This is a genomic window from Agrobacterium larrymoorei (assembly GCF_030819275.1).
Taxonomy (GTDB): Bacteria; Pseudomonadota; Alphaproteobacteria; order Rhizobiales; family Rhizobiaceae; genus Agrobacterium; species Agrobacterium larrymoorei_B.
Genome location: NZ_JAUTBL010000001.1, coordinates 250645 through 264427, shown reverse-complemented (window position 1 = coordinate 264427; position 13783 = coordinate 250645). Strand labels below are relative to the sequence as shown.

Annotated in this window: 13 protein-coding genes; 8 read left to right on the top strand and 5 right to left on the bottom strand. The window is 59.0% G+C overall.

Annotated features, from left to right (window positions below; translation table 11 throughout):
- The first annotated feature begins 14 nt into the window (after positions 1–14).
- From QE408_RS01165 to QE408_RS01150, 4 genes are all read left to right on the top strand, one after another.
- Complete coding sequence (locus QE408_RS01165) at positions 15–1799, top strand: gamma-glutamyltransferase family protein (RefSeq protein WP_306927819.1); 1785 nt, start codon at positions 15–17, stop codon at positions 1797–1799.
- A gap of 3 nt (positions 1800–1802) precedes the next feature.
- Complete coding sequence (locus QE408_RS01160; protein WP_306927818.1) at positions 1803–3629, top strand: ABC transporter ATP-binding protein; 1827 nt, start codon at positions 1803–1805, stop codon at positions 3627–3629.
- 165 nt (positions 3630–3794) lie between these two features.
- Complete coding sequence (locus QE408_RS01155) at positions 3795–4328, top strand: cytochrome b (protein WP_306927816.1); 534 nt, start codon at positions 3795–3797, stop codon at positions 4326–4328.
- 10 nt (positions 4329–4338) lie between these two features.
- Positions 4339–5172 (top strand): RibD family protein, encoded by an 834-nt coding sequence (locus QE408_RS01150; RefSeq protein ID WP_306927814.1) that lies wholly within the window; start codon positions 4339–4341, stop codon positions 5170–5172.
- On the opposite strand, the gene QE408_RS01145 is transcribed toward QE408_RS01150, so the two are convergent.
- Genes QE408_RS01145 through QE408_RS01130 form a run of 4 tightly spaced genes read right to left on the bottom strand, consistent with a single transcriptional unit; the run spans position 5101 to position 8135 of the window.
- Entirely contained in the window at positions 5101–5895 is a 795-nt protein-coding gene (locus tag QE408_RS01145) for a class I SAM-dependent methyltransferase (RefSeq protein ID WP_306927812.1), read from the bottom strand. The genes QE408_RS01150 and QE408_RS01145 overlap by 72 nt on opposite strands.
- Positions 5892–6938, bottom strand: coding sequence for a glycosyltransferase family 4 protein (locus tag QE408_RS01140; protein WP_306927810.1), 1047 nt, complete (start codon positions 6936–6938; stop codon positions 5892–5894). The genes QE408_RS01145 and QE408_RS01140 overlap by 4 nt, the downstream gene beginning before the upstream one ends.
- Positions 6935–7333 (bottom strand): 6-pyruvoyl trahydropterin synthase family protein, encoded by a 399-nt coding sequence (locus QE408_RS01135; protein WP_306927809.1) that lies wholly within the window; start codon positions 7331–7333, stop codon positions 6935–6937. Before QE408_RS01135 ends, QE408_RS01140 begins: the two co-directional genes overlap by 4 nt.
- A 13-nt stretch (positions 7334–7346) precedes the next feature.
- On the bottom strand, positions 7347–8135 hold the full coding sequence (locus QE408_RS01130) for a zinc-dependent alcohol dehydrogenase (protein WP_306927807.1): 789 nt from the start codon (positions 8133–8135) through the stop codon (positions 7347–7349).
- A gap of 367 nt (positions 8136–8502) precedes the next feature.
- Between QE408_RS01130 and ribA the strand changes: the two genes are divergently transcribed.
- The 3 genes from ribA to QE408_RS01115 are packed head-to-tail and all read left to right on the top strand — an operon-like array spanning position 8503 to position 11150.
- Positions 8503–9609, top strand: coding sequence for a GTP cyclohydrolase II RibA (gene ribA, locus QE408_RS01125; protein WP_306927806.1), 1107 nt, complete (start codon positions 8503–8505; stop codon positions 9607–9609).
- Between the two features lie 24 nt (positions 9610–9633).
- Positions 9634–10398, top strand: a complete 765-nt coding sequence (locus QE408_RS01120; protein WP_306927803.1) for a CDP-alcohol phosphatidyltransferase family protein — start codon at positions 9634–9636, stop codon at positions 10396–10398.
- Positions 10395–11150 (top strand): FkbM family methyltransferase, encoded by a 756-nt coding sequence (locus QE408_RS01115; RefSeq protein WP_306927801.1) that lies wholly within the window; start codon positions 10395–10397, stop codon positions 11148–11150. The genes QE408_RS01120 and QE408_RS01115 overlap by 4 nt, the downstream gene beginning before the upstream one ends.
- Before the next feature lie 8 nt (positions 11151–11158).
- On the opposite strand, the gene QE408_RS01110 is transcribed toward QE408_RS01115, so the two are convergent.
- Positions 11159–12076, bottom strand: coding sequence for a lysylphosphatidylglycerol synthase transmembrane domain-containing protein (locus QE408_RS01110; protein ID WP_306927799.1), 918 nt, complete (start codon positions 12074–12076; stop codon positions 11159–11161).
- Positions 12077–12292: 216 nt separating this feature from the next.
- Between QE408_RS01110 and QE408_RS01105 the strand changes: the two genes are divergently transcribed.
- On the top strand, positions 12293–13771 hold the full coding sequence (locus QE408_RS01105; RefSeq protein ID WP_306927796.1) for a sulfatase: 1479 nt from the start codon (positions 12293–12295) through the stop codon (positions 13769–13771).
- Positions 13772–13783: the final 12 nt, after the last annotated feature.

The window sequence follows — 13783 nt, the reverse complement described above, 5'->3', positions numbered from 1 at the left end:
GAAGGACTGATCCTATGACTGCATTCACAACTCGCCCTGAAATCCTCGGTACATTCGGTGTCGTGACCTCGACGCACTGGATTGCATCCTCGGTCGGCATGAGCATTCTCGAAAAGGGCGGAAACGCTTTCGACGCTGCCGTTGCAACGGGCTTCGTGCTCCAGGTGCTCGAGCCGCATCTGAATGGTCCAGGCGGCGACATGCCCGCCGTGATCTATTCAAAGAAGAAGGATAAGGTCGAGGTAATCTGCGCGCAGGGTCCGGCCCCTGCTGGCGCAACCATCGAGCACTACAAAGGCGAGGGCATCGACATCATCCCCGGCGACGGGTTGCTGGCGACCGTTATTCCCGGCGCCTTCGATGGCTGGATGCTGATGCTGCGCGATTATGGCACGATGAGTGTGCGTGAGGTGCTGGAGCCCGCTATCCACTATCTCGAAAACGGCCATCCGCTGCTGGCTCGCGTTTCGGCCTCGATTGCAGGTCTGGCGCATTTCTTCGAGACGGAATGGCCGACGTCCTACGAGACATGGGTGCCGGGCGGTGCAGTGCCGCAACCACTGTCGAACTTCAAGAACCCGGTGCTTGCGGAGACTTGGAAGCGGATTGTAAAGGAGTCGGAGGCAAAGCCCGGTCGCGAAGCCGGCATCGAAGCGGCACGCGACGCATTCTACCGAGGCTTCGTCGCTGAAAAGATCGCCGACTATCTGGCCAAAGCCGAGGTGATGGATGCCAGCGGTTCGAGACACAAGGGTGTGCTGACGGCGGATGATATGGCGGGCTACCAGGCCACCATCGATGCGCCGACCACCTATGATTATCACGGCTGGACGATTGCCAAGACAGGGCCGTGGGGGCAGGGCCCAGTCCTGCTTCAATCGCTTGCGCTGTTGAAGGGCCTCGATATCGGCAAGATGGACCCGGCTGGTCCCGATTTCGTCCACACCGTCGTCGAGGCGATGAAGCTCGCCTATGCCGACCGCGAAGTCTACTACGGAGACCCGGACTTCGCGCAGGTGCCCGTGCAGACTCTGCTGTCCGACAGCTACAATGACGAGCGTCGCACGCTGATTTCCGACAAGGCATCGATGGACCTGCGGCCGGGACTGGTGCCCGGCTTTGAGAACCAGCGCGATCTGACGCTCTCCATGTTGAACTCCATGCAAGGGATTGGTGCGGTCTACGAGCCGACCATGTCGCATCTGACAGAAAAGCGCGGCGACACAGTCCATATCGATGTCATCGACCGGGAAGGAAACATGGTCTCGGTCACGCCGTCCGGTGGCTGGCTGCAAAGCTCACCCATCGTTCCCGGTCTCGGCTTCTGCCTGAACTCCCGCGCGCAGATGTTCTGGCTGAATCCGGGTCTTCCGACTTCTCTTGCGCCGGGCAAGCGCCCCCGCACGACACTGACGCCGTCGCTCGCCCTTTTCGAGGGCCGCCCGACACTCGCCTTCGGGACGCCGGGCGGCGACCAGCAGGACCAGTGGCAGCTTTCCTTCTTCCTCCGCTATGCCCACTTTGGACTGAACTTGCAGGAAGCGATCGATCTGCCACTTTTCCATACATCGCACTTCCCGGGGTCCTTCTATCCGCGAACGCGCCAGCCCGGTAACGTGATGATCGAGACGAGTGTTGGTGAAGATACCCTGCGCGAATTGCGCAGCCGCGGCCATGACGTGACGCCCGCCGAGCCGTGGACGGTCGGCCGCCTCACGGCTGCTCGGCGCGATCATGATGGACTGCTGCGTGCTGCTGCGACACCACGCCTGATGCAGGCCTATGCTGTGGGGAGATGAGCCATGACCATCAACGGGCAGACTTCCAATGAAGCAGTTCTGCGTGTCAAAAACCTGACGACCTCCTTCAAGGTCGATGACGAATGGAAGACGGTCGTCCGCGGACTTTCCTTTGAGGTGAAAGCCGGTGAAACGGTCGCGATTGTGGGTGAAAGCGGTTCGGGCAAGAGCGTTACCTCGCTGTCGCTGATGCGGCTTCTCGATCCCCTGGTCAGCCGGATCGAAGGTGAGGTGGAACTGAACGGCAAGGCCATTCTCTCGCTTTCCGAGCATGAGATGCGCCATGTGCGCGGCAATGATGTCGCGATGATCTTTCAGGAGCCGATGACATCGCTCAATCCGGTCTTCACCATCGGGCGGCAGATTTCTGAGGTGCTGATCCGGCATAAGGGGATGACCAAGGGTCAAGCCAGGGACGAAACAATACGGCTGCTGGAAAAGGTACGCATTCCCAATGCTGCTGGTCGTTTCGACGAGTATCCGCATCAGTTTTCCGGCGGCATGCGCCAGCGCGTCATGATTGCCATGGCGCTGGCCTCGAAACCGAAGCTTCTGATTGCCGACGAGCCGACGACCGCGCTCGACGTGACGATCCAGGGACAAATCCTCGACCTGATCAAAACCCTCCAGGAAGAGGAGGGCATGGCGGTCCTCTTTATCACCCATGATATGGGAGTCGTCGCCGAAATTGCCGACCGCACCATCGTGATGTTTCGTGGTGACCAGGTCGAGACCGGCGACACTGCGGATATCTTTCACCGCGGAAAGCACCCTTACACCCGCGCGCTTCTCGCGGCGGTACCGAAACTTGGCTCCATGGATGGGCATCGACAACCGTTGCGCTTCCCCAAGGTCGATATGCAAACGGGGGAGGTGGGCGAGAGCGTCGAGGTCGCGGACACCGTTGAGGGTGGCCTGACGCCGGTCCTTTCGGTCAAGAACCTCGTCACGCGCTTTGCCATCCGCTCCGGTCTCTTCGGCCGGGTGACGGGCGCGGTGCACGCTGTCGAGAATATCAGCTTCGATCTCTTTCAAGGCGAGACGCTTTCCCTGGTGGGCGAGTCCGGCTGCGGGAAGTCCACGACGGGCCGGTCGATCACGAGGCTCGTGGAGCCGGAGTCCGGTGAAGTCTCTCTCGACGGTTACGATGTGCTGAAGCTCGGCCCAACGGACCTGCGTTCGTTACGGCGAAGCGTGCAGATGATCTTCCAGGACCCTTTCTCAAGCCTCAATCCGCGCATGACAGTTGGGTCGGCTGTGGCCGAGCCGATGATCAAGCACCGCATCGCATCACCATCGGATGCGCGTCGAAAAGCGGCTGATCTGCTGGAGCGGGTCGGATTGTCCTCCACGATGATGGATCGCTACCCGCACGAGTTTTCCGGCGGTCAACGTCAACGCGTGGCGATTGCTCGCGCTCTCGCGCTCAATCCGAAAGTCATCGTTGCCGACGAGAGCGTCTCCGCCCTTGATGTGTCGATCAAGGCGCAGGTCTGCAATCTGCTGATGGATCTGCAGGAACAGTTCAAAATCGCCTTCCTTTTTATCAGCCATGATATGGCGGTTGTCGAGCGCGTCAGCCACCGGGTGGCGGTTATGTATCTTGGAGAGATCGTCGAAATCGGCCCGCGTACGCAAATCTTTGCCAATCCACAGCACGCCTACACGAAAAAGCTGATGGCAGCGGTCCCTGTGCCAGACCCAGCCCGCCGCGGCATTCGGCGCAATGCTGGTATCGAAGAGCTGAAAAGCCCTGTCCGCAACGTCGGCTATGTCGCACCGAAGCGAGAGTATCGTGAGGTTTCGCCAGGACATCTCGTGTTGGCCTGATCGGGCCACAACGAATGTGGTCAACAGCGTGACCTGACATCGGGTCACGTTGGGGTCACTCGGTGCCTCGCAAACGTACCGCACCGATCTCCATCCATGCCGAGAACTATCCTTGGCTCCGTCCGTTGTGGCATGATGATGCTCAATCCTGGAGGAGTCATGAGGATGAGTGATCGATCGCTGCCGGATGTTCCAAGATACAGTCCCGCTTCGCGGGTGCTGCACTGGATCGTTGCCATCCTGGTTTTTCTGACATGGCCGCTTGGGCTGATGATTGGCTTCGTCAAGGATGACGTGAAGCTCGACTTCTACCTCGTCCATGAAAGCCTCGGCTTTCTCATCCTTTGGGTCATGTTGCTGAGGGTTGGAGTCAGCCTGTATAGACGGGCGCCGCCAATAGAGGGACCGGCGCTGGAGCGGATCGCCGCCCACGCGGTCCACGGTCTGCTCTACCTCTTCCTCATCATCACGCCGGTGTCGGGTTTTCTCGCCACGAATGCGCATGGCTTTCCGCTGCAGTGGTTCGGACTGGTGCCCGTCTGGAGCCCGATCGGAAAATCTCCTGAGATCGCACCGGTATTTTCGGCGATCCATGAATGGAGCGCGTGGATCATTTTAGCGCTGTTCGCGTTACACATGCTGGCTGTGATCTTCCACCATCTGATCCGCCGGGACGCCACGCTTTACCGCATTCTTTAAAGGGACGTCGATGCGCAACCTTCACATGACCGACAGGCTCTGGACAAAGCTTCTTTCCATTCGTGACGGGAAGGATGCACTGCGCCGAAAGGAAGCCGACCCAGCGCTCATGCTCTATGGTCCTATTGCGGCAGCCAGGGACGGTTTCGTCATCGCGCAGGTCGGTCAGTCGCTTGACGGTCGGGTCGCAACGCCAACAGGCGATGCCCGCGACATATCCGGACCTGATGGTCTGGCGCATCTCCACCGGTGTCGTGCCCTTGTGGATGCGGTCATTGTCGGTGTCGGCACGGTTCAGAACGACAATCCGCGCCTTTCGGTTCGCGAAGTCAAGGGACCGAGCCCCACACGTGTCATTATCGATTGCAAAGGCGAACTGACTGGACACGAGGGGCTGTTCAATGATGACGGCGCTCCGGTGATCGTCATTCAAGGACATGACGCGCCTGCGACGTCGTATCGCGCCGAAGTGATAAAACTTCAGCGCGGCGCCGGAGGTCTTGACCCGCGGGATATTCTCGATTGTCTCGCAGAGCGCGGATTGAAACGCATTCTCGTCGAAGGCGGGGCGCGCACGATCTCTCGCTTTGTCGATGCGGGACTGGTCGACCGACTGCATGTTGCGATCGCACCCTTGATTATTGGTTCAGGTCCGTGCGGCATTTCGCTTCCGCCGATCGCACAGCTTTGCAACGCGCATCGTCCCCAGGCAGATATCTATGGTCTCGGGAGCGACGTGCTTTTCGACTGCTGCCTGAAGCCGCAGTCGGATTTAAACGTTCGGAAGGGCCAGGAAATCCGTGTGGCCGACGATGCACCGGCTTCCATCTACGCCAACGCGTGACAAGCGAAACTCAAGCCAACTCTTGAACTCTGCCGTGTCGATGTTTCCGATTTCTTGGATAGGGGCGGCGAGGCTCGCAAGAAAATCGCTCTGAAGCGCCTCGGAATCAGGCCCGAGCGCCCATGGGCTGGAGGCCGTCTTGACGGAAAATCCTGCATCCTCGCACAAGCTCGACAGATAGCCGGAAGCGTCAGGTCCAAGAGCCGGTCCGAAGCCCTTGTCTGTGCGTTGATGCTGGTTGAAGCTGGCAACAACGGCACGATCAAGAGGATGCTTGATCGACCATTCCATGACGCCGTCATAGTTGAGCGCCGCATAAAGCCCGATCTTTTTGCGCGCCAATCGCTCGACAAATCGTCGGCAGAAGTCCGCCGAACAGAGGTCGAACAAGGCGGACGCGGTGACGACCGCGACATTATCGAGCAAACTCCCGTCCAGCGTGTTCAGGTCCGCGCAATGAAACGAAACGTCGTCTCTCTGCCCAATCTGGCGTTTTGCCTCGTCAAGCAAACTGGTCTCATAATCCAGAAGCTTCCATTCGACGTCGGGAAGACGTGGCGAGAGGGTGCGGAAGGTTGATCCCGTGCCGCAACCAATATCCATGACGACATGCTGAGAGTGGGATTGGATGTATTCTTTCACCGTCTCAACAAGAGAGGACGATCGTGCCTCGCGATCCGCCGGTTCACGAAGGCGAAGCCATTCCTTGTCAAAGCCGCTCATATCAATGCTTTCAATCTATTGGAAAGGATGGTGGACGTATCGGTCCAGCTCGGAAGCCCTTCAACCGCGGATGCTGCAGCCTCTGCCCGGCGCGCTCGATCGTTGGGATCCATCAAGAGGCGTCTCAACGCAGAGGCCAAAGCCTCCACTTCGTCCACCGGCACAAGATAACCGGCCTCGCTCGGCACGACTTCCGGCACGGCGCCCGTATGGCATGCAACGATCGGCAGGCCGTAAGAGAGTGCTTCCGCAAACACCATGCCGTAGCCTTCATAGCGGCTGGCAAGCGCGAAGATGTCCGCACTCGCATAGGCCGCCGAAAGATCCTCGCATTCACCTGCCAGCGTGATGCGGTCGTTCAGGTCAAGAGCGCTGATCTGCTCCGCCAAAGCGGCAGCGACAGAAGGGTCGAGATGTGGGCTCCCGATGAACGTGGCCTTCCACGGCAGATCGACGATCATGGCAAGCGAGGCGATCAGGACGTCATGGCCTTTTCGTCGCGTGAGGGAGCCCACGGAGAGGATCTGAGGGACGTCGTTTTGTGCCTTATGGCTTTTCGGTTGCCTCACTGTGCCGGGCACAGCCACACTCACCTTGGCGGTCGGAACAGCAAAGTTTTCGATCAGCTCGCGAGCCGTCATTGGTGAAGTGACGAACACATGCTGCGTCGTTGCAAGAGCCTGTCTTTCGCTGCGCCGCAAGCGGGATTGATCGGCCTCGCCTACGCCGGTCTCAAGCGCCAGAGGGTGATGAACAAGCGCCACGATCTTAAGTCGCTGTCCTTCACGCTTTGCCCACTCGTCCATGACGCCGAAGGCAAGCCCGTCGATCATCACCAGCGTGCCGTCGGGCAGCGCAGAGAGACGTCCTTCAGCCTCTTCCAATGCCTGGGAAGAAGGGGAGGGAAAACCCTCCCCAAGAGCGATAAGGTCGATATCCCATCCAAGCTGCCTCAGACCCGCGATCATTTCACGATCGTAGCCATAGCCTCCGGTCTTCAGTTCAAGATTACCGGGGTAGGCGAAGGCCAGCCGTTGTCTCAAAGGTCGGCCTCGTACCAGCCGCGTGCGGCGTGCGATTCATGCAGCAGCACCCGGATGCGGCAAATCCGGTGGCTTCCGGGGCCAAGCCGCTTGGCGGCAACGGCTTCAGCGAGTTGATCGAAAATATGCTTCGCAATGACTTCGGTAGTGCTGACCTTGCCCTTGAAGACATCGAGCTCGTCGAGGTTCTGATAATTCAACGGCTTCAGCGTTTCGGAGAGAACACTTGTCGCTGCGCCGATATCAACCGCAAGACCGTCTTCGTCCACGTCCTTCGTGAAAAATGCGGCATCGACAACGAAGGTGGCGCCATGCATGCCTTGTGCCGGTCCGAAGACGGGACGCGGCAGGCTGTGGGCGATCATGATGTGGTCTCTGACTTCGACTGCGAACATGGTCTCTCTTTCGTTAGTAGCGGATGCGGTGGCAGAGCGTCGTCTGCGATGAAAGGATACGGGGGTAATCGTCGGCCAGATCAGCAAAGGCCGTGTCGCCGGAAATCAGGTGATCGAGGCTCTCGTCCTCCAACAGTTCCAAGGCTTTCGCCATACGTCTGCCGAAGCTCCAGCGCGCTCGCCGCGAGGCAGGAACGGCACCGACCTGCGAACTTAGGAGTTGCAGGCGCTTGGAATGGAAGGCGCCGCCGAGCGGAATGGATACGTTCTTGTCGCCATACCAGCTTGCCTCGATGATGCGCGCCTCGGTGCCAGCGTGTTCGATGGCCTCGGAAAGTGCGGCGCCCGCCGCCGAGGCGTTGATCAACACGTCAAACTCGCCATTGAGCGTACCCGCCTCTGCAAAGGAGATACCCATGGCCTCCACATGCGCGCGGCGATCGGTGTTGGTGTCGACCAATACCGTCTCGGTGCCTGCAATCCGGCGGGAAAGACTGGCGATCAAAGTGCCAACGACGCCGGCGCCGAAAACAGCGACGCGGTCGCCCGGCTGGACTATGGCATCCCAAACGATGTTGAGTGCCGTTTCCATATTTGCCGCGAGAACGCCTCGCTCCGGTGGGAGATCTTCTGGCAGTAACGCGACCATGTCGCGGGTGGTGACGAAACGATCCTGGTGCGGATGAAGGCAGAACGCCGTCCTGCCGATCAAATCGTTGGGGCCATCTTCAATCTTCCCGACTGTGGAATAGCCGTACTTTACGGGAAAGGAGAAATTGCCTTCCATGTGGGGACCGCGCATTCTGTCGTACTCGCTCGGCGGTACTTTGCCCGCCAGCACGAGAGACTCAGTGCCACGGCTGATCCCGCTAAAGAGCGTGCGAACCAGAACTTGGTCTGCCTGAACCGTCTCGAGGTTCTCTTGCCTTAAGGCGCAACGGTTCGCTGTCTCGATCCACAGCGCCCGGCAAATTATGTTTCTGCTATTCGAAGGTTCGGCCGACGCTGGTGCCAAAAGGGTGATCCTGATAAATGCGATTTCAATGGAGCGTATTGCCAAGACGCGCGTTTTGTTCCGTGCGGATTACCAAAATAAATTCCGTGTCTGCGAGAAATCCAACCATGATCTTCTCCGTAGAGAGCAAAAACGTCTAGGGAGAGTATGTCACATGTCGTCTGCCGCCCACGCTGCCTTTGAGTTTTCCACCCCTGAGATTGAAGTCGAGCGCGCCGTTTCGGAACTTCGCTACGGTCGCCCCATCCTCTTCTCCTCGAACGAGCGGCACCTGGCAGTCCTCGCGCTGGATGCCGTTGCACCTTCGATTTACGACCAGTTCGCAATGGCAACTGCGAACAGCCATTCTCTGCTCTTGACCGCGCCACGTGCAACACGTCTGGGCATTCTCGGTCATGGAGACGTGCTCACGCCCCTTTCAGGTGTCAGCTTCGAAGACGCTTCGCGGCTATCCTACGTTCTGGGTGCAGAGCGTCCGCAAAAATGGACCAAGGCCGACGAACTGGCATCGCAGACGGCAGAGCTGGCGCGCGTGGCGCTGCTCCTACCTGCCATGGTCATGGCCGATGTTTCTTCGTCGCCGGAGCGTTTTTCCGGATGCTGCGAGCTCTCTGCGTCCCGCCTGCTGAATACTAAAATGGCGCTCCAGCGTTTCGAAAAGGTGGTGAGAACCCGCGTCCCGCTTAAGGATCTCGGCGATTCCGAATTCGTCGTGTTCCGCGGAGGACTTGCGCAAAAAGATCAGGTTGCGATTGTCGTCGGCAATCCGGATGTGTCGCGGACGGTGCCGATCCGCATTCATTCGTCCTGCATCACGGGTGACCTTTGCAACTCGCTGAAATGCGACTGTGGCGATCAGTTGCGCAACGGTCTGGCGCTGTTGAAGCAGGCCGGGGGTGGCGTGCTGCTCTACCTCGACCAGGAGGGTCGCGGCACCGGCATCGGCGCGAAGATGCGTGCCTATGGCTACCAGCATCTCGGCCTCGATACGATCGATGCCGATGCCGAGCTTGGCCTCTTCGAGGACCACCGCCGCTATGAGGCCGCTGTCGCCATGCTTGGCCATATGAACATTACGAGAGTGGCCGTCTATACGAACAATCCAACCAAGATCAAAGGTCTTCGTGCCGGGGGTATCGAGGTGGAAGCGCGCGCGCCCGTCACGGGCACCGTGACCGCCGAGAACCAGAACTACCTTCGCACCAAGACCGTTCGGGCCGGGCATCTGATGGACCTTGAAACGCTGGTCGCAGCCGAGTAAGCCTAGGATCCCGGGAGGAGACAAATGGCACTGATCCACGGCGAGTCGCTGGCGACATTGAAAGACCGAAGGCCTCTCCTGCAAAATACGCTGGTAAATCTTGCCTGCCTATTGTTCGGCACCATTGCCGTCGCCGTCTTGGTGCGCGTGGAAATGTCGCTGGGTTGGGATTTTGTCGTAGCGGCAACGCTTTCCCTTTCGACCATCTTTGCCTTTGTGCTCTATATGCTTCCGCAATACCCGTATCGGCAATTCGGCTACGCCAATATGGTGACGGCCTTTCGGGCGTCGCTCGTGAGTTTGACGGCGGCAACGGTGCTGTGTTTCGAAAGCCTGCAGCAAGCCGACACGGTCTTATGGATTCTCGTCGGCGTCGTTGTGGTGGCGTTGATGCTTGACGGGATCGATGGCTATCTCGCACGGCGGTATCGCCAAGAATCTGAGCTTGGTGCGCGCTTCGATATGGAAGTCGATGCCTTCCTGATCCTGATCCTTTCGGTCGCAGCCGCTCTTCTGGACAAGGCTGGTGCTTGGGTGCTGCTGATCGGGCTGATGCGTTATGTCTTTGTGGCGGCTGGCTGGCTTCTTCCGGCCCTCGCGGCCGATCTCCCGCCGTCCATGAGACGCAAGTTCGTCTGCGTCGTGCAGGTGTCGGCGCTGTGCCTCATCCTCGTGCCTGCTGTCGTGGCTCCAGTTTCAGACTATCTGGCTGCGGCCGCGCTTTTGATGCTTGTCTACTCATTTGCTGCAGACATTGTGTATCTCGTGCGCAAGCGGGTGGGCGCATGACGGTGGCGGGCAGGCTATCGTCATCGCTCGGTCTCATTCGCTCTCTCATCGTCTATTACGGTCAGCCGTGGAGACGTCTCGGCTTGAAGCGCTTCTACCGTTCCCTTGTTTCCCCTGGACAACTCGTCTTCGACATCGGCGCTCATGTGGGAAGCCGCAGCCGAACACTGATCGAGATCGGAGCGAGGGTCGTTGCAATCGAGCCTCAGCCGCTCTTCGCAGATTTCATCGAAAAGCATCTTGGCAAAGAGCTTGAGGGGTTCGAAAGGGTCGCTGTCGGTGCATCTCAGGAAAGTGTGGACCTGCTGATCTCCAGCCGCCACCCAACGGTTACCAGCGTTTCGTCCAGCTTTGTTGAAGCGGTCAAGCAGAATGCCGGATTCTCTCACGTCGAATGGGACAAGAAGGTCACTGTCCCTATGCTGCGCCTGGATGATCTCATCGAAAAATACGGGGTGCCGGCCTTCGTCAAGATCGATGTGGAGGGCGCTGAAGCATCGGTCCTCTCAGGCTTGAGCCAGCCGATTGACCTCATCGCATTCGAGTATATCCCGGCCATGCCGTCTGTTGCCCATGAAGCGATCGCGAAGCTTGTCTCGATCGGCGACTACCGCTTCAGTCGCGTCGAAGGTGAAACCCATCGCTTCGTTTCGCAAGGGTGGAAAACGGGAAGCCAGATGCTGATGGAACTCGCTGCCATGCCAGCCGATGCCAAATCGGGCGACGTCTATGCGCGGATTGATCGTCGGTGAGGCAGCGCTCAGGCGTGGCTCGGTCGTCTCTTCAAGGCGCTGGCGGCAAGGAAGATCGCGCCGGGCGCGGTGCCCAGGAGCGACAGCCACCCGTAAGTGATGCTCGCCGCCAGTCCATCGACCGGTGCCGCTCCCAACAACGGCCAGAGCGCCATTGCCGCAGCCTCACGCGTGCCCCAGCCGCCAAAGCCTGTTGGAATGAGCATCGCCACGAGACAGAAAGGAATGATCGTCAAACAGGCGACCCAGGGCAGGTGCGAGCCTGTCGCGTCAGCCGCGATGAAGAATATGATCACATAGGTCATCAGCACGCTCATGCTTGTGATGGACTGGACGACCCATGCTCCTCTTCGCACAAACACCTCGGCGAGGCCTTCACGCAATGCGCTCTCTGCCGCCCATTTGGGCTTCGCCTGAGAAAGAGCGAACGCTGCGACCAAAAGGAGCGCGCCAGCAAACAGGAGATAGTGCCGCAGCTGGTGTCCGAAATCCGTCGTGGTCACCAACGGCCAGACGATGATCCCGACGATCGCAAGAATAAAAAAGGCAATCTGCCCAGACAGTCTCTCGAAGATCACTGCCTTCGCAGGCTGGCGCCAGCCGCCGGGTTCGTTACCTCGCATTCGCCACGCCCTGATTGCATCTCCACCCACGCCGCCCGGAAGGGTCTGGTTCAGGAAGCTTGCGACATAATATTCGCGTATTGCTTTAAGAGGAGCGATGTCCTGGCCGAGACGACGGGAGGTGAAACGCCAGCGAAGCGCAGAGAGGACGACTTGCACTTGGACCAGCGCAAGACAGATTGCGACAACAACCCACGAGGTTCGGGAGAGCGATTGTCCGAGAGCGCTCACATCTGTTCGAAGAATGATCGCAATCAGAAATGCAAGGGTGATAAAAGAGACGACAATTCGCAGTTTGTTCAAGCGGGAAGACCTTTGCATTCGGCTGCTTGTCCAGCTCATTGATACGCACTGCCTGGAGAGTGGATTGAAGTGAACGGGAAAATAGGGTCCAGCCGCAAACACATTAACTTGAAAGCCGTGATTGGTGCATTGCTTTTCTCGTCTGCTGCACTGCTCGCTTTCAACCTGCCTGATCATCCCGATGCACTCGGGATGGGAGCGTTCGAGAGACTCCCGTTGGAGTGGTCTCTCATCGGCCTTCTCACGCTTTTGACGAGGGGTTGGCTAAGGCGCATCGTGATTTTCGTGTGCGGCTTTGTCGTCTTCCTCGTGCTTTTCCTGAAGCTCGCGGATATTGGCGTGCAGTCTGCCTTCCAGCGCCCGTTCAACCCCTATCTCGATATCAAGATGCTAAAGGATGGCTGGAACCTGATTTCCGGTACGATCGGCACACCGGCAGCGCTCGCAGCCTTGGTCGGAGGAGTTCTGATCTTCGTCCTTGTGGCAAGCGTCTTCCTGAGGTCACTGACGTGGATGGGGAAGGCTGTCGGGTCGACGCGGCGCATTCTGACAGCGCTTTTCGCGGCAATCTTTGTCATTGGGGCAGGGCTGATGTGGCTGGGCTTGCTTTGGGTGGATTTTCGCACGCCCGGCTACTTGTCGAATAGGCTGAGTTTGGTCATCCGCTCCGCAGAGGACATGCGAGCTTTCGAAAAGGAGTTGGTCGCAGGGCTTGGTCCCATAGATGGGCATGATCTTTTTCAAAGCGTCAAAGGCAAGGACGTCATTCTGATCTTCGTTGAATCCTATGGACGGTCTGCAATCGAAGATCCCCGATACGCCGACGTTACAGTGCCGCGGCTCAGCGCCATCAATGGTGAGATCGGAGCGGCAGGCTTACACGCAGCCAGTGGCTGGGTTACGTCCCCAACGGTTGGTGGCCTGAGCTGGCTTGCCCACGGCACCTTGCTGTCAGGACTGTGGGTCGACAGTCAGGCACGCTACGATCGCCTGATGATCAGCCGCCAACCGAGCTTGAACCGGCTGTTTGCTCAGGCCGGGTGGCACAGTGTAGCTGTCATGCCAGCCATCACCATGGCGTGGCCGGAAGCGGATTATTTTGGCTATGACCAGATCCTGTCGGCATCCGGCCTTCAATATCGTGGTAAGCCCTTCAACTGGGTGACGATGCCGGATCAGTACACCATGTCCGCTTTCGATCGTTTGGCGCTCGAACCTGCGCGCGAGCGGGGGCAGAATGTGATGGCGGAGATTGCACTCATTTCCAGCCACGCGCCCTGGACGCCCGTGCCGAAGCTCATCGATTGGGACAAGGTCGGCGATGGCTCTGCCTTCAACGATCAGGCTGTCAGTGGCGACCCGCCCTCCGTCGTCTGGGCTGACCCCGAGCGGGTGCGTCGCCAATACATACAGACGATCGATTATTCGTTGGCGACGCTTGGGGAGTTCATGGAAAGGCATCATCGCGGCGTGGTCTACGTCATCCTCGGCGATCATCAGCCCGCGCCCATCATTACGGGGCAGGGCGCGTCCCGCGCCGTGCCCGTGCATATCGTCAGCGACGATGCTGATCTCGTCGGCCACTTTGAGGCCAAGGGGTTTGTTGGCGGGATGATGCCCGCCAATACGACGCCGGAGCAACCAATGAGCGACCTCCGTCAGACTCTCATCGATGCTTTCAGTGGCGCGCTTTGAGGAAGGCGCGCA

Bases quoted from the DNA above. Each gene is read 5' to 3' on its own strand.
- QE408_RS01165 (WP_306927819.1), top strand. From the start codon at position 15: ATGACTGCATTCACAACTCGCCCTGAAATCCTCGGTACATTCGGTGTC.
- QE408_RS01160 (WP_306927818.1), top strand. From the start codon at position 1,803: ATGACCATCAACGGGCAGACTTCCAATGAAGCAGTTCTGCGTGTCAAA.
- QE408_RS01155 (WP_306927816.1), top strand. From the start codon at position 3,795: ATGAGTGATCGATCGCTGCCGGATGTTCCAAGATACAGTCCCGCTTCG.
- QE408_RS01150 (WP_306927814.1), top strand. From the start codon at position 4,339: ATGCGCAACCTTCACATGACCGACAGGCTCTGGACAAAGCTTCTTTCC.
- QE408_RS01145 (WP_306927812.1), bottom strand. From the start codon at position 5,895: ATGAGCGGCTTTGACAAGGAATGGCTTCGCCTTCGTGAACCGGCGGAT.
- QE408_RS01135 (WP_306927809.1), bottom strand. From the start codon at position 7,333: ATGTTCGCAGTCGAAGTCAGAGACCACATCATGATCGCCCACAGCCTG.
- QE408_RS01130 (WP_306927807.1), bottom strand. From the start codon at position 8,135: ATGCGCGGTCCCCACATGGAAGGCAATTTCTCCTTTCCCGTAAAGTAC.
- ribA (WP_306927806.1), top strand. From the start codon at position 8,503: ATGTCGTCTGCCGCCCACGCTGCCTTTGAGTTTTCCACCCCTGAGATT.
- QE408_RS01120 (WP_306927803.1), top strand. From the start codon at position 9,634: ATGGCACTGATCCACGGCGAGTCGCTGGCGACATTGAAAGACCGAAGG.
- QE408_RS01115 (WP_306927801.1), top strand. From the start codon at position 10,395: ATGACGGTGGCGGGCAGGCTATCGTCATCGCTCGGTCTCATTCGCTCT.